The following is a 20,013-nucleotide window of genomic DNA, read 5'->3' on the forward strand; positions in this document are numbered from 1 at the left end:
CTCGTTGTCCGTCATGGTCGGTCTGTCGGTCACCGGAGGGGAAGCGGATCGTCGGCCTGCTGCCCGACCGTCCCGGCGGTTCTGCCCCTTCGCCCCCTGTCCGGCCCTGTCACGAAGGCACCAACGCGGGGTCGGCCGGGGCCTGGTCGCCCCGCCGGGGCGCAGCGAAGGGGAGGTCGGCGGGGGTCACGGTGCGGGCGCGGGTCCGCTCGGCGATGTGGTCCGCGAGCCGGTGCGCGCCGTAGGCGCCGTAGGCCGGGTTCTGCCCGGCCAGTGCCATCACCGCTTCCTCGGCCACCTCCAGGCCCAGCGCCGCCAGCCGCCGCCGGGTCAGTTCGGCGAGTTCGGGGCCGGCGTAGGCGGGCAGCCGCAGATACTCGGCGAACGGCCCGGCCAGGTCGGTACGGTCGCGCAGCAGGTCCATCAGGTGCGGCGGGCCTCCGGACAGCACGAGGACGGCGCCGTGCCCGTCCCGCGCCGCCGCCTCGGCGGCCAACGCGTCGATCACAGCGGTCCGTTCGGCGTCCGGGCGGCTCTCGAAGTCGGGGTCGACCTCGGTCAACAGGATCCCGCCCGCGGCCTGCCGGAAGACGTGGCCGAGGTACGTGCGCGGCTGCTCCGGCCAGCGGGCCGGGACGGCGGACAACGGCAGCCGGTCCAGCGCGCCGGTCGGGATCACATCGCGTTCGGCGAGCGCTCTGCCGTACGCGGCGGCCACCGCCCGGCGGCCGCTTCCGGGCATGCCCTCCAGGACGATGTCCGCCAGGCCCGCGGTGCCCTGGCCGAGTTCGACGAGGGTGTCCAGCCGGGCGGCCAGGGCTGCCCGGACCGGGCCGAGGCCGGTGAGGGCGGCCAGGTGGCGGGCAGCCGGTTCGGGCACGGCCCCGGCGGACACGGTCCCGGCGTCGGGGGCCGGATCCGGGGTGGGAGGCGCCGCCCGCGCGGGGCGGGACGGCTGGGCGGGCGGCGCGGGCGAGGCCGGCGCGGCTGTGATGTCGGCGGCGGTCAGCCGGCTCAGTTCGCTGTCGTGGGCGGGCGGGTGGCTGGCCAGACGGGACGCCTGGTTGCTGATCATCGTCTCGAAGACCTGGCGGGCGACCCGGCCGTTGCCGAAGGTCGGGCCCTTGGGGACGACCTCGAAGTAGCGGGTCAACGCCGCGAGGGCGTCGTCGGTCAGTTCGTAGTAATGCTTGGCGCACAGGCCGCGGACGATGGTGACCAGTTCCTCCGGGTCGTAGTTGGGGAACTCGATGGTGCGGGCGAACCGGGACGCCATGCCGGGGTTGGAGGCCAGGAACTGTTCCATGTGCTCGGAGTAGCCCGCCGCGATGACGACGATCTCGTCGCGGTGGTCCTCCATCAGCTTCATCAGCGCCTCGACGGCCTCCTGACCGAAGTCCGGTCCGGTGCCCCGGGACTGGTTGGTCAGGGTGTACGCCTCGTCGATGAAGAGCACGCCGCCGATGGCCTTGTTGATGACCTCCGTGGTCTTGATGGCGGTGCCGCCGATGATCTGGGCGACCAGGTCGGCGCGGGCCACCTCGACGATGTGGCCCTGGCTGAGGACGCCGAGTTCGGCGAGCACGGCCCCGTACAGCCTGGCCACGGTGGTCTTGCCGGTGCCGGGCGGCCCGGCGAAGACCAGGTGACGGCTCATCGGGGGCATCGGCAGGCCCATCTCGGTGCGCCGTCTGGTCATCCTGTTGAGGTTGATCAGGCCGGTGACCTCGCGCTTGACGCTCTCCAGGCCGACCAGGGCCTCCAGTTCGGCCAGTGGTCCGGTGCCGGAGTGGACGGCCCCCTCCTCGACCGGGGCGGCGGGTGCGTTGTCGCGGACCTCGCTGTCCTGGAGACGTACGGAGCCGTCGGCGCCGGCGGACCTGACGCCGTCGCCCGCGTTGTCGAGGACGACGCAGTTACTGAGGTCGGCGCGGGCGCCGTCCTCGACGTTGACGCCGTGGCCGCGTGCGCCGGTGATCCGGCAGCCCACGGCGGTGAGTGAGCCGCCGACAAGGACGCGGACGGCGTCGGCGGCGGAATCGGCGAACTCGCTGTCATGGGCGGTGAGTTCACCGGCGTCGATGACAGCGGCGCAGTCGCGCAGCGTGGAGTGGGCCAGAAGTGCGGTCGCCGCGCCGGCCAGGCCCAGTCCGCGGCCCTTGCCGGTGGTGGTGAGCCGGACGCCGGTGAACCGGCCGCCGGCGCCGCCCGCCAGTTCGACCGCGTGCCCGCCGTCCAGGGTGATCTCGGAATCCCTGATGGTCAGTTGGGCGCCGCCACCGGCCCGGGCGCCGGAGCCGGAGGTCCCGGTGACGGTGAGCCGGTCCAGTTCCGCGGCCGCGGACTCCGTGACCTGGACGGCGGCGGTGGCGGCGTTCCGCACGGTGAGCCCGGTGGCCGTGGCGGCGCTTCCGGCACCGGTGACCTGGAGCCCGACCGGGGTGTCGGTGATCTCGCAGTCCTCCAGCCGCGGCCGGGCGCCTGCGGTGACCTGGACGCCGCCGCGGGCCGCCCCGGTGACCTTGCAGCCGCGCAGGAGCGGTGCGGCCCCGCCGCTGACGTGCACCGCCTGCCCGGCCGAGCCGGAGAAGACGCATTCGGTGACCGTGATCTCGCCCCGGCTGGTGAGGAACGCGTCCACCACGGCGCTGCCGGTCACCGTGACCTGGTGCAGGACGGCCCGGCCCTCCTGCTCGACGGCGATGGCCGGCTTGCCGCTGCCGATGATCCGGGTGGCCTCCACGGTCGCGGTTCCGCTGCCGTTCACGCAGACGCCGTTGCCCCCGGAACGCTCCAGCAGGCAGTCCCGTACGTCCAGGCGTCCGTGCTCGGCGACCACGACCGCCGACGAACCGGCTTCTACCACCTCGGTGTCCGCCAGCACGTTGGCGCCGCCCGAGGTGACGACCACGCCCGCGCCGCGCGGGTTGGTCACCCGGCAGCCGCGGGCCGCCAGGGTGCCCTCGTGCCAGGCCAGCACCGCCGTCCAGGCCTCGCCCTCGATCCGGCAGGCGTCCAGCGCGGCCTGCCCGCGGCGCAGGTCGAGCACCGGGGCCTCCCGGTCGGCGCCGGACAGCACCAGGCCGGAGAGCTGGACGGCCTCCGCGTCCACCACGACCGTGCTCCCGGAGGCCGCGTGCACCTGCACGGTCCCGGCCCCGCCCTCGGCCGCCACGGTGACCGTGCGGGTGATGTCGAGCGCCTCCTCGTACCGACCTGGGGCCACCGTGATCAGCGCCCCCTCCGCGGCCTCGGCGAGGGCGGCGCTGATCGACCGGTGGGCGCCCGGGCGGTCCGGGGAGACCAACAGGACTTGCCTGCTCACGGCTTGGCTCCTTCTTTCCGGCGGGCGACGATCAGCCCGGGCGGGTCGGCACTGTCGGCCTTGTCGTCGCTCCCGGCCTTCTCCAGCGCGTCCAGGATCTTCCCCAGGCCCTTCACGGCGATCTCGTCGAGCTTCTCCCCCTGGGTGTCGACCCTGCCGTCCTCGGCGATCTCCGAGGGCGACAGCTCGCGCAGCAGCACGGCGGTGCCCTCGACCCGCAGCACCTTGAAGCTGGTGCCGGGCAGGAACAGCACCCGCTCGGGTACGGCAGGGTCGAGCTGACTGGTACGGCGGGCGGTCATGGACCAGATCAGGAAGTCGGTCCCGCCGCGCGGGCCCGCGTGCAGCGCGGTACGGGCGTGGCAGAAAGCCCACTCGGTGGCCAGCCTGCCCTCGCGGTACCAGGCCCGTTCCGCCGCGCTGAGCCGTGCCCGCAGCAGAGCCGGGCCACGGTACGAGGGCAGCCGCCGCAGCCCGGCCGTCACGCAGCGGGCCAGCGGCACATGCGGGCCGGCGGTGGCCGCGCGGACGGCGTTGTCGGCCCGGCGATGATCGCCGGAGAGATACAGCCGCACCGCGACGAGTTCGGTGAGGGCCTCTGCCGCCTCGGTCTTGGATCCGCCGCGCAGACCCGGCGACTCGTAGATCACCCGCGAGACCGATCCGGCCACCGCGTTGTACTGCTCTTTGAAGGTCCGGCGCACCCAGTCCCGCTCCTGAGCGACCCCGCGTTCGGGCGGCACGGCGCAGGCGGCGGCCTTCGGCGTGGGCTGCACCCGTAGGTCCGTGGCACCGCGGCTCGCCGGGACGGGGGCGGGCGTCGCCGGGGCGGGCGCGGAGGGCGCCGCGACCTCGTCGGGTGCGGCGGACTCCAGCCGGAATCTGGCAGCGGCGGGCCGGGCGAGGCGCTCGGTCGGTGCGCGGGCGGGACCTGGAACCGGACCGGTGGGAGCTTCGAGCGGGGCCGCCGCCGTCGGGTCAGCGGCCGCCGACGGCCCCGGGGTTCCGGCGATCCGCGGCACAGGCGACGGAAGCTGGGCGGCGTCGCCGGGGCGTGCCGGGAGCTCCTTTGTGGTCTCCGGGACCCGCACGACGGGCGCGTTGGCCGGGTTCCGGCCCCGACCGGGGTCGGAGGCGGGGTCGGCCGCTCCGGGAGCCGTGGGCGCGTCCGGGGCGGAGGGCTCCTCGGGTCGAGTCGCCGCGACCGGGTCGCCGGATGGCGGCTGCCCGGTGATGTCCATGGTCGGCGCGGGGGCCGGACCGTCCGACCCGGCGGACGCCGGCTCCGGGTCGGCCGGGCGGGGCGGGGCGGCAGGCTCGGTCGGCGGCGGCACGGAATCCCCCGGACGCGGCCGACGCGCCCCGCGTCGGGCCGGGGCGGGAGCCTGCGGATGGCCCCAGCGGCCGGACGTGCCGCCCCGGACCGGAGGCACCCGGACGGCCGGACCGACCGGCACCCCTTCGGGGTCTACGGAAGCGCCGCCCCGGATCCTGGGGGCAACTGAGGCCAAGTCGCCGGACGCCAGCCGGGTGCGCGGCGGGGTGAGCGCCGCCGACGTCAGCGCACCGGCCTCGGTCGCCGGCAACGGCGGGAGTGGAGCTGGGTGTTCCAGGGCCGGTGCCGGCCTCCCCGCGGGTGGCGCCGCAGCGGCTGGGGCCGACCCGAGCGGCGTCGGAGCCGGGCCGTTGGCCCCGCCCAACGGAACCAGGGCGGACGGCTCCTCGGTCGGGGCGAGGAGGATGTCGGCACCGGTTCCGGCGCAGAGTCGTTGGCGGATGTCCTCGGCCAGGGCCAGCATGCGCTCGGCCGTCTGCACCGTCTGCGGGGCGCCGCGGTCGACGTGGAGGATGGCGTGGCCGGGCGCGGCGGGAACCCGCCTGATGTCGTTGGCGCCGGGCGGCTCGGCCGGGGGTCGCAGCCACAGCCCGCTCTGTACGACCTCCAGGACGGCGTCCGGAGCGTACTGGTACAGCCCGGTGGCGATCTCCGGCACCCCGTCCAGCGGCGGGCGCAGCCCGGACAGCGCCGGAGGCGGCGCATGGCCGGCCCTCACCGGGACGTAGCTCAACTCGTCGGCGTACGGACGCCGGCCGGGCGTGGCGTCCCCGGCGGACACCTCCATGTCACCGGAGCCGGGCGCGCCGGCCGGGAGTCCGGCGCAGAGCACGACCGGGTGACCCAGGGCGTTCGCCATCTCCTGGCCGGGGGCGACGGCAGCGGGGACGTCGACCGCGCCATACAGCACGAACCTGACCGCCGCCCGGGCGTTGGGCAAGACGGTGTCCCAGAAGCGGGCCAGGTCGTCGAGACCGACCGCCGGGGCGCCGGGGCTGCCGACGATCACGAGGAGCAGATCGGGATGGGTCGGCAGGTCCTCGACCAGCCTCTTGCGGTGGGCGGCTGACGGCTCGGTGCGGATGTCGCGCACCCACACCCCGCCCGGCACCGGCTCGGCGACCGTGTGCGTGCCGGTGGGCAGGGGGCGGGCCGGCGTGGAGAATTCCCAGTGCGGCTTGGGGAAGCGCCGGGAATCCCGCTGCGCCGGGCGCCCCGGCCGGCACCGCAGCCACCCATCGCCTTGGTCGCTGGGGATGAACAGGCCGCCCGCGAGCGTGGGCACGACCCTGCCGTCCGGCACCAGGACCTCGCGTGCGAGCCGGTCGGCGATCCGCTGGCCGGCCGTGCGGATCTCCTCCCGTGTGCCGCGTCCGAAGACAAGGCGCAGGGTGCCGTACCTGTCCCGGGACAGCAGGCGGGCTACCGCCTCGCACTCCCGGTCGACGGCGCCTGCCGGCAGGTCGATCACGACCAGGGTGTTCTGGACGTCGCGGGCCAGCCGCTCGGCGAAGGCGAGGGCACGGCGGTCGGGTTCGCCTTTGGGGTGGATCAGTACGGCGTCACCGACGTACGCCCGGAGCCTGAGCTTCATGAGCTGGTCATACCTTTCACCACTTCGCGGCCGCGGCGCGGCTGAGCAGGGGACCTTCGGGGATCAGCGCGAGGACGCCGGCGGGCAGGGTAAGCCGCCGCTCGGGGTCGCCGAGGCCGAGGGCCGAGGCGGCATGGCCGTCGGCGAGCCGGTACCTCGCCCCCTGTTCGGTGATGAGGTACTGGAGGGTGCTGCCTGCCGGGACCGCCAGGACCCCGCCGCCGGGCGGGATGACGACCTGCCGGGTGCTCGCGGCGCCCACCACGACCTGGGTGCTTCCGTCCGGCCCCACCTTCAGGCAGGCCGTCCCGTCGGCCAGGGGACGGGCTCCGAGTACGTCGGGGAGGCGGTCTTTCAGGCCGCGGTCGGCCGAGACTGGTGCCACGGCGATGTGCGCCTGGCTGACCTGACGCGCGGCGGGCGCGCCGGGGCGGGCGGCGAGCAGGGCGTACGCGGTCGCGTTGACCGGCGCGAGGCCGTCGGCGCGCAGGACGTAGTAGTGCGCGCCGCCGCCGGTGCTGGTGCGGAAGAACTGGCCGACTTCGGCGGCCTGACCGGCGACCTTGCCGCCGGGGGTCCCGGTGCCGGGCGGCGTCGGCGCGGTGAGGGCGGGGCCTGTGGGGACCGCGGCCAGCCAGTCGGCGGGGGCGGGGACGGCCTGCTGGTCGTCCAGGCCGAGGGCGATGAGTGCGGACTCAGCGGGGACTGGGTACTTGGTGCCGCCCATGAGCAGGTAGCGGGAGCCTCGGGGCCCGCTGAGCAGCACCTCACGGTCGGCGGTCAGCGCGGCCATCGCACCGGCGGACGGGCCGAAGACGAGGGTCTGGCCGGCCGGCCTGTCGCCCGCCTTACCGGTGGCCGTGCCGGCCGGGCCTGTCCGCAGGCAACGCGCCCAAGCACCGGTCAGCAGCCCGGACGCGTCCGGCACCGTGTCGGGGGCGCCCTTGATGCCGACCGGAAAGCCGTGCGGGACCCCTGCCAGGGACTTGGCGGACACCGTTTCCGGGGCGTTCCGCTTGCCCGCGATGAGCAGGGCCGAGGCGTAGTTCCGGGCCGGGCGCAGTACGCCGTTCGCGTAGACGTAACGGTTGCCGGTCTCCTTCTCCAGGACGACGGCCCCGTTCTTCTTCCAGTCGGACTTCGCGACCGGTGACAGCAGCCCGTACACCCCGAACCCGGCGCACAGCAGGACCACCACGCCCGCCCCGAAGAGCGTGCCGAGCGCGGACCGGCGGGTCGGGCTGTCGCCCCGGCCGGGATCTCCGGTGACCAGCGCGGAGGCAAGGCGGCCCGTGGCGAACTGGTAGGCCTGTACGTGGTCGCGTCGAGTCTGCATACGCGCCCCTAGCCAGCCAGGCCGCGGAAGTACGCGTACACGTGCAGCACCCGGAGCAGCAGCGGCAGAAGCGCCACTGCCGTGACGATCTCCAGCAGGTCGCCGATGTGCCCCCACACCGGCAGCAGCCGTCCGTGCGGCAGCCGCCAGGCGCCGACCAGCAGCAGCGCAGCCGCGGCGAGCAGTACCGCGAGCACCGCGGCCCGCCCGGCGGGGCCGGCGGGCGCGACGCGGACGACCAGGACCACGGCCAGCCCGTAGCCGCCCGCGAGCACCACAGGGACGCGCTGGAGGGTGCCGCCGACGCCGCGCGCGCGGAGCAGGACGGCCGCGCTCAGGGCGAGCGGCAGCAGCCAGCCGGCCCAGTCCGGCTCGCGGACGGCCAGCAACCAGACGGCGACCGCCCACACGATCGCGGAGGCGATGGCGAGCATGTCGAGGAAGGCGGTGGCGACCGCGACCCGGCGGGCCACCAACCCGCCCGGCTCGGGTTCGATGTCCTGCTGGAGTTCCTCGGCGTCGTTCGGCAATTGCGGCACCCGCAGCCGGGCCGTGCGCAGGGCCAGCCGGGGCGCGAGGTGCCCGAGGACGTACATGGCGACGGCGACCACCGCGGAGGCCTGGACGTCCTGCAGTCTGGCGCCCGCCACCAGCCCCACCCCGGCGGCCGCCGCTACCGCGATGATCAGGACGGTGCCGGGCACCACCAGCGGCAGCGCGCCGAGACCGAGCAGCGCCCCGGCCAGCGCCACGAGGCACGCGGCGGTGGCCAGCGCTGCGGGCGCCCCGGGGGCGTAGCCGCCGCCCGGGCCCGCGTGGAAGGTCAGCCCGGCCAGCCCGGCGAAGACGAAGGAACCGATCCCGGCGACCAGCACACTGCCCCGGTCGGCACGCAGCCGCGCGGCCCCGGCGCAGCCTGCGGCCAGCACCAGGGCGGTCAGCCCGCTCGCCGCGGCGGTCGGCGCCCCGGGTCCGGCACCGAGCAGGGCGGCGGCGAGGGCGGCCAGGGCCAGGCAGGACAGGGTCAGCGCGAGGTTGCGGGTGAGCTCGGGCCGCCACCTGCCGGGGCCGCCGCTGACGCCCTGGGCGATCCCGTCGGAGACGTCGTCGAAATGCAGCGAGGGCAGCGGCGCGTCGGCCGGGCGCAGCTGGAGCACGTCGCCGTGGCGCAGGCCGGCACTCTGCGGGGTGGCCTCGGGGTCGAGGGCTTCGTCGCCGAGCCGTTGCAGTACCCAGGGGGTGCCCTGCTGGTCGGGCACGGTGGTGACATGCCCGACCAGCAGGGGCAGCAGCGCGGAGACCGGGGTGGTGACCGGGACGGACAGGTCGGCCCGGCCGGCCGGGCCGGCAATGGTGATACGGCAGACCTCGGTGGCCTCGGCCGTGGGGGGTGCGGTCATCATCGTGCTCCTGTCGGGGCGGTGGCCGGGGGCACCAGGCCGGTCTGGACGAGTCCGACGGCGCGCCGGGTGACGAGCTGGGCGCGTCCGGCGGGCAGGGTGCGGGGCTTGGCCTCGCCGATGAACCTGCCCTCCTCCCGGGGATAGGAGAACAGCAGCACCGGGTTGCCCAGCTCCCACATACGGCGGATGAGCGGGTCCATGACGGCGCGCATGGCGCCGGAGGTGCTGCGGGCGACGACCATGTGCAGCCCGATCTGGGCGCCTTGGGCGAGCAGCCGCATCAGCGGGGCCATCGGGGAGGCCGCGCCGGGCGCGGCGGAGAACAGGTCGTAGTCGTCGATCAGGACGAACAGCAGCGGGCCGTGCCACCAGTCCCGCTTCGCCAGCTGCTCGGGGGTGATATCGGCGCCGGGCAGCCGCTTGCCGACGGACACGGCGGCGCTTTCGGCGAGCTGCCCCAGCGCGTCGCTGTCGACCACGTAGCCGACCCGGTACTCCTCGGGCACGTCCGCCAGCAGCCCGCGGCCGGGGTCGGCGAGCAGGATGCGTGCCTCGTCGGGACCGTAGCGGCTGGTGATGGCGCGGATGGCCAGGCGCAGGGCGTTGGTCTTGCCGGTCTCGCCGTCGCCGAAGACCATCAGGTGCGGGGTGGCGGCGAAGTCGTGCCACACGGGGGCGAGCCGCTGCTCGTCCCAGCCGAGGCAGAACCTGAGGTCGCGTTCGCCGTCCGGGGCCGGGAGGCGGGCGGCGTCCAGCCGGGTCGGCAGCAGGCGTACGCCGGGAGCCCGGCCGCCGGTCCAGAAGGTGTCGATCTCCGCAACCGCGCCCTTGGTGGCCGCCGTCAGGTCGTCGGTCCGGGAGGAGCTGTCGAGCCTTGGGAGGGCGGACAGGAAGTGGTGACCGGAGCCTGTCAGGCCGCGACCGGGCTGGTGCGGCACCCCTGCCGCCGCCTTGGAGCCAACCTCGGACTCCATGGAGTCGCCGAGCCGCAGTTCCCATTTGGTGCCGAGCATGTCGCGCAGCCGGGCCCGGATCTCCGACCAGCGGACCGCGGAGGCGATAATGTGCAGGCCGAACGACAGGCCCCGGGCGACAAGTTCCATGATCTGCTGTTCCAGGTCCTCGAAGTCCTGGCGGAGGGTCGCCCAGCCGTCCACCACCAGGAAAACGTCGCCATACGGGTCGTCGACCGCGCCCTGGTCGCGCAGCGCACGGTAGGCCGCCATGGACTCCAGGCCCCTGTCGGCGAACAGCTGCTCGCGGCGCTCCAGGAGCTGGGAGAGTTCCGCGACGGTCCGCAGCACCCGGTCACGCTCCAGCCGTGTCGCGACCGAGCCCACGTGCGGCAGGCCGGCGATGGAGACCAGGCCGCCCCCGCCGAAATCCAGGCAGTAGAACTGGATCTCCCGCGAGGTATGGGTCAGGGCCAGCGAGAGAATCAGGGTCCGCAGCAGGGTCGACTTGCCGGTCTGCGGCGCGCCCACGACACCGACGTGCCCGTCGCCGCCGGACAGGTCGGCGACCAGCAGTTCGCGCAGCTGCTCGAAGGGCCGGTCGACGATTCCGAGCGGAATCCGCAGCGCACCCTGGACCCGCGGGTCGGCCGCGCCCATGCCCCGGTCCGGGTCCGGCACGATGCCGGGCAGTAGCTGGTCCAGGCTGGGCGAGGAGGTCAGCGGCGGGAGCCAGACCTGCCGGGCGGGCGGACCGCTGTCCGCAAGCCGTCCGGCGAGGACCTCCAGCAGGCTCTCCTCGCTCTCCTCGGCAGGGGCCTCCTCGTCGGCCTGGCCGCGCAGCGACTCCTCGGCGAGCGAGACCAGGGCGGCCTCCTCCTCGGCACGGGCCGAGGCGAGCGGGCCGCACTGTTCCAGGCCGAAGACGGTGACCTCACGACCGGCCCTCGCTCCGCGCGGCGACTCCACCTGGCCCGAGGCGACGGGTGCAGGACCGGAGACATAGGCGGCCTTGAACCGTATGAGGTTGGTCGTGTCCACCTTGAGGTAGCCGTTGCCGGGGGCGGACGGCAGCTCGTAGGCGCTGGGGGTGCCGATCACGCTGCGGGACTCCATGGCGGAGAAGGTGCGCAGCGCCAGGCGGTACGACAGGTGGCCCTCGACCCGGTGGATCCGGGACTCGTCCAGCCGCTGGGAGGCCAGCAGCAGGTGGACGCCCAGGCTGCGCCCGAGGCGACCGATGGAGACGAACAGCTCGACGAACTCCGGCTTGCTGGCCAGCAGTTCGGAGAACTCGTCCACGACGATCAGCAGCGACGGCAGGGGCGCCAGGGTCGCTCCGGTGCCGCGCGCCTTCTCGTACTCGAAGAGCGAGGCGAAACCGGCGTCCCGGAGCAGCTCCTGACGGCGGATCATCTCGCCGTTGATGGAGTCCCGCATGCGGTCGACGAGGTGGAGTTCGTCGGCGAGGTTGGTGATGACGGCGGAGGTGTGCGGGAGGCGGTCCATGCCCAGGAAGGTGGCGCCGCCCTTGAAGTCCACCAGGACCAGGTTGAGGACCTCGGACGAGTGAGTGGCGACCAGGCCCATCACCAGGGTGCGCAGCAGTTCGCTCTTGCCGGAGCCGGTGGCGCCGATCAGCAGGCCGTGCGGGCCCATGCCGCCCTGCGCGGACTCCTTGAGGTCGATTTCGACGATCTCACCGTCCTCGGTGACCCCGATCGGCACCTTGAGGCGGGCGTCCTGAGCGATCCTCGGGCGCCACTTGGCGGCCACGTCGAAGGTGCGCAGGTCGCGGATGCCGAGCATGGCGGCCAGGTCGAAATCCGACTCCAGGGGCCGGTCCACCAGGTCGACACCGCCGCTGGTGCGCATCGGAGCGAGCAGCCGGGCGAGGTTCTCGGCCCCGGTGGCGCTCAGGTGGTCGGCCCGTCCGGAGACGATCTCGGTGTCGGAGGGGAAGTCGACCCTGCCGTCGCGGGTGGTGAGCCGCAGCACCTTGGGCCCGCCGGGTACGGCTCCGGTGAGGTCGAGCAGCACCACGCCGCGCAGCCCGGAGCCGAGCAGCCGGGAGGTCTCGGGGATCCGGACGCCATGGGCGACGATCACCACGAACGGCTCGGAGATGCTGGGCGCGGAGGACGTGTCGTGGTCCGGCCGGTCGCGGACGTCGGGGCCCAGCAGGTTCATCAGGGCATCGTGGTCGTCGGCGGCCAGCCGGACGGGGCCGGAGGAGTCCTCCTCGTGCGGGTGGGCGTTGTGCGGCAGCCACTTCAGCCAGTCCCACATGCGGCGATCGTGCTCGTCGGCCAGTACCGCGATGCGCAGTTCGTCTGGGGAGTGGAAGACGGCGAGCTGGCCGAGCATCGCCCGGGCCAGAGCCAGCGCGTCATCGGTCTCGCCCGTGAACTCGACGCTGGTGAAGCGCTGGAGGGCCACCGGGACGGGCAACCGGGGCACGGTCTGGTGGGCCTTGGTGAAACGGCGCAGCGAGATCGCGCACAGTGGCTCCAGGTCCTCCACCGGTTTGGTCTGCGGGGGCAGGAACTCCAGGGCTGCCCGACGGGTACCGAGGCCGATCCGGACCCGGGCGAAGTCGTCGTGGCCCGCCCTGCGCTCCCACAGTCGCGTGCTCGAAGCGACGGCCCACAGGCCGGCCGGGTCGGGGTTGTCCCACAGCAGAGCGGTGCGCTGTTCCTCGGCAGCCTGTCGGGCCTGCTTGCGCTTCTGGGCGAGGTAGCGCAGGTAGTCACGGCGTTCGGCGCGCATGCGGCGGCGCCGCTCCGCACCGGGGCGGCCGATCTGGACCAGGGTCATGCTGACCATGGCGATGCCCATCATCCCGGACATCATGTACATGGATGCTCCGCCCCGGCCGACGGAGAACATCAGCACCATAGCGCCGGCGCCGAGCCCCATCGGCAGGTACATCATCACGGAACCGAAGTCGGCGGTGGCCGGTTCACCCAGCACGGGGGGCTCGGCCAGTTCGACTTGGCCTTCCGGCACGGGGGGACCTTCGGCACGTGGCGAGCGCTTGGCTACCACAGTGCTCAACGTGCTCTCTTTCCTGCTCTTGGTTCCTGCTCTTGTTCCTGCTCTTTGCCTGTCCTGGCAGAAATCGACAGTAAGGAGGCGACCGGCCACACTCCCGCCACCCGGACCCTTCTCTGCCCCGGCGGACAGCGAAGCCTGGCCGAACGGGCAACGCGGCCGCCTCCGCCGATGTCACCGTGCTCCGTCGTCACCGAGACGCACGAGCCGTCGGCCGCGGTACGCGGATGATGCCCCGCGGCCCGCTCCAGCAGATCGGCGTCGTGATCGTGCAGGATCCAGTGCTGGGGCCCGCCGAGCCGGTGCGCGAGCCAGCGGCACATCGAGCCCGTACCGCACCCCAGATCGCGGATCACGAGCTCGCCCGCCTCCGTCTCCTCGAATCGCTTGCGCAGCGGTTCGAGGAGTTCGGGCGCACGGGCGGCGGCGTCGGCCACCTCGCGCAGCTCCAACCACTGGGGGGTGTAGCGCGGCGCGTCGGTCGTCGTCATACGGCCCACATCTCCCGTCGAAGCTGTTCCAGCCCTGAGGCCGGACTCCTTCCGGTTTTCGCCCAGAAGCCAAAGGCGCGACAGCTTCGCTCCGGGGCACGGGTGACTCGCCGACTGTGGCGGCGCCCGCCCCGAGGAGTCGGGAGCAGGAGCCGCCACTTCTGGCGCCGGGCATTTCAGCCGAGGAAGCGAACGGACCTCACCGTGCCGAATCCGATGGCAGAGAGATCCTGGACATTCCCATTGACGACCTGCGCCTTGCCGGTGCAGTCGGCTCCGTCCCAGATCTTGACGGCGCCGGCTGCCTGGAGCGAGCCGGAGAAACGGACGTTCTTGCAGCCGGGACCCGCCACCCCCTGGGAGGGGTCGGCGAAGTTCGGACCTTGGAAGAAGGTGGCGCTGCTCGCGGGCGAGGCGTTGGGATCGGCACCAGCACCGGACTGACCGCCGCCGGCCTTCTCGCCGTCCGGCTTGACGCCGAACCAAGTGCCGCCCACGCCCTGGCCGTTGGTGTCCCCGGCCGTCGTGTCCTTGTTGAAGAGGTAAACGGGCCAGCCGCCGATGGTGACCTGGAATGCGCCGTCACGCTGGATGAAGCCAATCGACGACTTGTCGATCCCGTCGAGGAAGACCTTCCCGCCGCGCGCGACCAGATACGGCGGCCAGGTGGTTGCGCACTCCCCGCTGCAGTTGGACTTCGACGGGTCTGCGGTGTCCTTGTCGAACCGGTACAGCGTGAAGCCGGCACCATTGACTACGACCGGGTCCAGTTGTCCAGCGCGGCCGGCCGACAGCTGTACCCACTTGCGGGCCACCGGCTTCTTCGCCGCCACAGCGGGTGCCGCGTCGGGCGCCAAGTCACCGGTCTGCGCAGGCGCATTGTTCTGCTTTGCTGTGCCGTTCTGGAAGGACAGCTCGCCGGCCCCGGATGCGGATGACGATGCGGATGCGCCCGCGTCCTTGGTGTCATTTCCGCCGCAGGCGGACAGCAGAAGAACGCCCACCGCCGCGAAAGAGGCATGCGCTGCGGCTCGTGTACGGAACATCGAGAAATACCCCCGAATGCTGCTGGTCTTTCCGCTCCGGACGTTCCGAAGCGATCAACCCCTGCTACGGACCCGGTTCTTAAGGGGTTCTCAGCACCTGACTCCGAGACACAACCGTGACCAGTTCCAGTCGCCGGCCTAAAGGCGTACCGGCTCGGCGTTGTCGACGCCCAGCCAGCAGCACCTGTCGAGTACAGCCCCGATCTTGATGTGCTCGTGGACGCCGAAGCGGAGTGCCCAGCCGCCCCGTGCCTCCAGTCCGGACAGTGATCCGGCCCCGTGCAACGAGGCGAGGACAGCGGGTCAGCCGAGGTTGTCATGTCGCGCAAGGCAGCGAGCGCTCGACCGGGCCGCTGGACCGTCCAGCGGACAGTGGTCGGCCTGTGATCGATGGGCCGGGCCGGTTGAGGTCCACACCTGGCCGACACCGCCTGGTCGACTATCACGGTTGTGCGTCGGGCCGCTTCGGGAGAACCTCGCCGGGACCGGCTCCGTAGAAGGGGTTGTCGGCTCCGCTTCGGAGGCCGCGCAGCACTCTGAGTCGGCCCTGTGGAGTTCGAGCGCAGGACGGCCAGGCAGAACAACGCGCAGAAGAGAACAGGCGATCGGGCGGGCCATCTGGCCGCCGACTTCGATCGCGATCACTGATCTCCGGGGCGGGTGGGGCTGTTCCCCCGTTTGGTTCCGCCCGCCCCGGGCTCCGCACAAGTTGAAGGATGCCCTTGACCCGCCGCACACGCGTCGCTGCTTACGTCACTGCACTGCTGCTCGTCCTGGCGGGCGTCGCCGGTTGCGATTCCTCAGGTCGCCTGTCGGCCTTCTCCAACCCCGTCGTGGAAGGGCTGTGGACCATCCAGCGCATGGCACAGGCCCGGTCCGCGGACACCCGTGTGCCGAACGGCACCGGCGAGAACACCGGTACGACGGACCCTGAGCCCGACCCGGTGCCGGCACAGCCGCAGAAGGCGACGTACCACGACAACGCCGCGGTGATGGGGAAGCTCTTCTTCGACACCCCCGACGGGCCGAGCGTGTGTTCCGGCACGGCGGTGGAGGACCCGGCACGCCCCGGCAGATCGGGGCTGGTATGGACGGCGGGTCACTGTGTGCACGCCGGGGCCGGCGGCGACTGGTTCCGCAACATCGTCTTCGTCCCCTCGTACAACAATCTCGGGCTCGACGGAACGGCCCGGCAGACCGCGGACGAGGACCGGATCGCGCCCTTCGGAACCTGGTGGGCCGCCCGGTCGGAGGTCGCACCCGAGTGGGTCGCCGAGGGGAAACCCTCCGAAGGTGGCGGCTCGCCGTTCGACTACGCGGTGCTCCATGTGCAGCGGCAGGCGCAGCCTGCCTCGCTCCAGGAGACGATCGGTCAGGCGGCGCCGGTCTGGTTCGGCGCACCGTCGGCCACTGGTATCGGGGACATGGCGGTCTGGGGCTATCCGGCCGAGTCCCCGTTCGACGGCGAGCGGATGTTCTCGTGCCAGGACAGGCCCGGTCGTCTGTCGATCCGCCCGGAGCAACCGGTGCTGTACCGGATCGGCTGCACCATGACCGGGGGCTCCTCCGGGGGCGGCTGGTTCGCCCGCAGCCCGGGCGGTGGCCTGGCGCTGGTGAGCAACACATCCATAGGGCCAACCGAAAACACCTGGCTCGCCGGGCCCCGCCTGGGCGAGTCGGCGAGGGAGCTCTATCGGCGCGTCAGCGACAAAGCCGGTTCGTCGTGAGGCCATTCAGCTGCGCTCGGACCGCCTCCTCATCGGCATGTAGGTCACCCCGACCTGACCCAGCAGCTCCGCCTCAAGCTTGAAGACCAGGAACCATGCTCTGCATCAAGTTCGACGGCCTGTCCGGGCTCGGCAAGCTCAGCAGCGTGAAGGGCTCCGTACGTGACGACTGGAATCGATCACGCGACCCCATCTTCCCCGGAAGTGATGTCACGCTGAGGTCCACCTGTCCCGACTCACTTGACCTGACCGCTTTCCGGGACCTCGTCGCCCGGGCGGACCGGGCCCGACGCGACAACGATGCCAAGACTGCCGCCCGGTACCTGAACGACGCCCCCGCTCACTGGCGGGGACCGCGCTGGCCGGATTCCGCGGCGAGTACGCCCAAGCCAGCGCGAACGGCTTGACCGACTGCGGCTTTCGGCCCTTGAGGCGAGTCTCGCGGTCCGGCTCGACCTGGGCGAGCACACGGACACCGCAAGGGAGCTGGCCGCACTGGTGGCCCAGCACCCGCTGGACGAACGGTACCTCGAAGCAACCAAGCACATGGCGGCGGCCGAGCGCCTCGAAGACCCTTCGCCACTGCGCTCCCATGCAGGCGAACCCGCGCACAAGACCTGCGCGGAGTCCTGGAACGCAGCTCACCCCGGCGAGGTCCGCCTCGTGTCCGACGCACCCATCGCAAACGCGACGACACCCACGCCTGACCTTCCAGCCACCCCCGTTTCGACCATCGCTGCCACCGGTCTCGACCTGCCTGTCGCGCATCGCAGTCTCGATCGGATCGACGCCCCTGACAAGTGGTCACACCGTCGGCGCCCTCGACATCTTGGCCTTGAACCAGGGCGTGACGGACGACGGGCGAGAGGCTTCTTCCCTCATGGTCCCCATGAGGGAACATCCCGGAACGAACCTCTGATCTCAGTTGTCCGCCAAAAGGGGATCAAACCAACTTTGCGGAGATCACCAACACGCCCACTCCACTGGGATGAACCCGGGGACTGGGAACGGCGTAGTGACAAGCGAGAAGAGCCGGCGGAGTTACGAGGTACCCGCGCCTGCATACGCCCCTCGCACCTCTACTGGCAAGCGGAATCTCCCGATTCAGAACAAAGGAAGCACGTGAAGCCACGTATTACTCGTCTCTCACGCTATCGCGCGGCTGCGCTCAGCGCGGCAGTCACCTCTGGCGCTCTGGCATTGGCGATGATGCCCTCGGTGTCCGCAAATGCTGCGCCCCAGAACACCAGTTCGCTCGACTACGTGGCACTAGGTGATTCCTACGCCGCCGCTCCGGGCGTGCCAGAGCAGATCGATCCAGTGTGCGCCCGCTCCAGCAGTAACTACCCTCATCTCGTGGGGGCGCAGAACAAGGCACATCTAACAGACGTCACCTGTTCGGGGGCGACCACGGCGGCCCTGGCCGTCGCCCAGGGTGCTGCTCCCGCACAGTACGACGCCCTCTCCCGGAAGACCGACCTCGTAACCGTAAGCATCGGCGGCAACGACATCGGCTTCTCCGCAGTGCTCGGACGCTGCGCCGCACTGTCCGCCGACGCCCCGTCCGCGAGCCCATGCCGCGACCACTTCACTCAGGGCGGCACCGACAAGGTCGAGCAGAGCATCGCGGCCACGGCGCCGAAGGTCTCCCAGGTGATCGCCGAGATTCACCGCCGGGCCCCGCGAGCCAGGGTCTTCATGGTCGGCTACCCATCGCTCTTCCCCGACAGCGGAGTAGGCTGCACGAGCCCCAGCGTCCCCATCGCCGCTGGCGACTTTGCCTACCTGCGAGACAAGACGAAGTCCCTCAACGCCATGGTCGCCGGCCGAGCCAAGCTCGGCGGAGCCACGTACGTTGACACATACAGGCCCACCATCGGCCACGACATGTGCCGTCCCGTTGGGGAACGCTGGATCGAGAACCTCGCTGCCCAGAAACCAGCGGCGCCAGCCCACCCGAACGCACAAGGCGAGCAGGCCATGGCGACAGCCGTGTACCGCGCGCTGTCCCAGTGTGGCGGAGCCCACCGAGCCTGATCGCGCCGGAACATCCGGCGATCTCCTCGCGCTGCCCCCAACGAGCCCCAGGGCAGGAGCTATTGGGGCTGCCATCGGAACCTGGGGAGAACCCAGGGAGAATTGGCTCCCTACCGACGGGCGCCAGCGCCCATCTTGTTCGGGCAGATCATTCTTCCGCTCGCTGTTCGCAGCAGTCCCGATCCACAGCGGGAGACATTACAGAGAGTGCTGGATTTGCCGGTCGATCAGTCCCTACGCACAGCGCTCCGAGGCGCGGCGACAAGTTGAGCGCAGAGCCGCACCCCTCGGCATCCGCACATCGCCCGACGATGCCTACCTCGGACGGCGCTTCCACAAGGCGCGGGGCAGGGTCGCCTGAGTGCTCGCGCAGGCGTTCGCTGATGTCCGGCGCGATTCGGCGGCGCTCGCGATGGCGTTGGCCAAGGGAAGCAGTTCAGCCGACTCGACGTCCGCTGCGCGGATCGCGACGCACTCCACATGGTGCGTCATCGGAATGCGGTCGAAGCAGATCATCTCGCCCTGTCCAGTACGCCCGGTCCACGATCCCCTTGGCTCACAGCCTCAGCGCAATACCGCTGCACGATTACTCTCCGTTCACCGGAGCCGACGCTTAATCGCTTGCTGAAGCATGCCGAGATCACGCTCAGCGGCATCTCTCAACGGGGCTCCCTGGGGAGAATCTGGGGAGTTTGCCACGGCGCTGGGGAGCGCGTGGGGAGAATCGGCCGCGTAACACGGCATGACACTGAAAGGACATGAAAGACACTCCATCGCAGGCCAGAGGCCGAACTTCAGCCACATGCCGGAGCTGCACTGGGTGTTCGGATACCCCTTCGCGTCAGCTTGGCAGCAATCCCCTTGTTGGTCATCCCCTCGGCGACCAAGTTCGCGACTTCGCGTGCGCGCCGGGTCAGGGGGGCGGACGCCTCCTGCGCGGGCAGGGGCGAGCTGGGGTCGGAGGAGTCTTTCAACGCGTAGGCAACAGCCTGCTCCAGCGTCAGCGCCAGGCCGAAATGGTAGTTCTGCCTCAGATAGGTGATCTTTCCGACTACCTCGACGTGCGTCGCGTTGGGGCTGTGCTTGGGTGCCTTGGAACGGGTGCGCAGGCCCTCGATGCCCTCAGCCTGGTAGCGGCGATACCACGTGATGATCGTCAGTTTTAGACCGACCGTCCCCATCCGCACGGAATGTCGAAGTTCAACGCTGCGTAGTCAGCACCAAGTCAGCACGGGAGAGGTGATCAGGGGTGCGGACGTGGGGTTTCAGGTCAGCACCGAACCAGCACGGGAATCAGCACCGGGCCACCAAACCGTGGCGAATCACGCAACTTCGATAGGCCCCTTCCCCACTCCAATTCGCCCCCTGACCCAGCCCCCACGCTCCCGTCATGGTGGTCGCGCGCACACTGACCCACCGAACTGTGGTGTCCCACCACATGTGCCCCTGACCTGCGTCTTCCTACGGTGTGGCGACACGAACCGTCCCCGTCCCCGCCCGGAAGTGGTACCCATGGCCGCCTCTGCCACCGCTCCACCAGCCCCCAGCTCCCTCAAGCGCATCGTCGCCGCGAGCCTCATCGGGACCACCATCGAGTGGTACGACAACTCATCCGATCGGAGCTAGGACCTGCGCTTTCTACGCCATCGCGGTAGGTGGCCCAGCACTGAACCAGCACCGGTTCTACGTCGGCACCGGCACCGGGCAGTGC

10 protein-coding genes and 2 pseudogenes are annotated in these 20,013 nt (G+C 71.8%); 3 read left to right on the plus strand and 9 right to left on the minus strand.

The window, feature by feature from the left end; all coding sequences use genetic code 11:
• Window positions 1–109 precede the first annotated feature (109 nt).
• From SLUN_RS04820 to SLUN_RS39315, 8 genes and pseudogenes are all read right to left on the minus strand, one after another.
• Window positions 110–3,325 (minus strand): right-handed parallel beta-helix repeat-containing protein, encoded by a 3,216-nt coding sequence (locus SLUN_RS04820; protein WP_108147301.1) that lies wholly within the window; start codon window positions 3,323–3,325, stop codon window positions 110–112.
• Complete coding sequence (locus SLUN_RS04825) at window positions 3,322–6,255, minus strand: hypothetical protein (RefSeq protein ID WP_108147302.1); 2,934 nt, start codon at window positions 6,253–6,255, stop codon at window positions 3,322–3,324. Before SLUN_RS04825 ends, SLUN_RS04820 begins: the two co-directional genes overlap by 4 nt.
• 16 nt (window positions 6,256–6,271) lie before the next feature.
• On the minus strand, window positions 6,272–7,591 hold the full coding sequence (gene eccB, locus SLUN_RS04830) for a type VII secretion protein EccB (protein WP_108147303.1): 1,320 nt from the start codon (window positions 7,589–7,591) through the stop codon (window positions 6,272–6,274).
• Window positions 7,592–7,599: 8 nt separating this feature from the next.
• Window positions 7,600–8,991 (minus strand): type VII secretion integral membrane protein EccD, encoded by a 1,392-nt coding sequence (eccD, locus tag SLUN_RS04835; protein WP_254708719.1) that lies wholly within the window; start codon window positions 8,989–8,991, stop codon window positions 7,600–7,602.
• Window positions 8,991–12,956, minus strand: a complete 3,966-nt coding sequence (gene eccCa / locus SLUN_RS04840; RefSeq protein WP_257153668.1) for a type VII secretion protein EccCa — start codon at window positions 12,954–12,956, stop codon at window positions 8,991–8,993. The genes eccD and eccCa overlap by 1 nt, the downstream gene beginning before the upstream one ends.
• A gap of 212 nt (window positions 12,957–13,168) precedes the next feature.
• Window positions 13,169–13,492: pseudogene (locus tag SLUN_RS04845) on the minus strand (class I SAM-dependent methyltransferase); the annotation flags it as partial.
• Window positions 13,493–13,668: 176 nt separating this feature from the next.
• Complete coding sequence (locus SLUN_RS04850) at window positions 13,669–14,538, minus strand: hypothetical protein (RefSeq protein WP_108147306.1); 870 nt, start codon at window positions 14,536–14,538, stop codon at window positions 13,669–13,671.
• A 138-nt stretch (window positions 14,539–14,676) separates the two neighbouring features.
• On the minus strand, window positions 14,677–14,823 hold the full coding sequence (locus SLUN_RS39315) for a cupin domain-containing protein (protein WP_159100187.1): 147 nt from the start codon (window positions 14,821–14,823) through the stop codon (window positions 14,677–14,679).
• A gap of 437 nt (window positions 14,824–15,260) precedes the next feature.
• Between SLUN_RS39315 and SLUN_RS04855 the strand changes: the two genes are divergently transcribed.
• The 3 genes from SLUN_RS04855 (at window position 15,261) to SLUN_RS42690 (ending at window position 18,302) form a co-directional block, all read left to right on the plus strand.
• Window positions 15,261–16,265: a trypsin-like serine peptidase gene (locus SLUN_RS04855; RefSeq protein WP_108147307.1), complete on the plus strand. Its 1,005-nt coding sequence runs from the start codon at window positions 15,261–15,263 to the stop codon at window positions 16,263–16,265.
• Between the two features lie 95 nt (window positions 16,266–16,360).
• On the plus strand, window positions 16,361–16,672 hold the full coding sequence (locus tag SLUN_RS04860; protein ID WP_108147308.1) for a BTAD domain-containing putative transcriptional regulator: 312 nt from the start codon (window positions 16,361–16,363) through the stop codon (window positions 16,670–16,672).
• A 4-nt stretch (window positions 16,673–16,676) separates the two neighbouring features.
• Window positions 16,677–18,302 carry an SGNH/GDSL hydrolase family protein gene (locus SLUN_RS42690; protein ID WP_503461808.1) on the plus strand — a complete coding sequence of 542 codons (1,626 nt, stop codon included), beginning with the start codon at window positions 16,677–16,679 and terminating at the stop codon, window positions 18,300–18,302.
• A 1,010-nt stretch (window positions 18,303–19,312) separates the two neighbouring features.
• Here the strand turns inward: SLUN_RS42690 and SLUN_RS42560 are convergent.
• Window positions 19,313–19,483 (minus strand): annotated as a pseudogene (locus tag SLUN_RS42560) (leucine zipper domain-containing protein); the annotation flags it as partial.
• Window positions 19,484–20,013: the final 530 nt, after the last annotated feature.

This window comes from Streptomyces lunaelactis, assembly GCF_003054555.1.
GTDB lineage: Bacteria > Actinomycetota > Actinomycetes > Streptomycetales > Streptomycetaceae > Streptomyces > Streptomyces lunaelactis.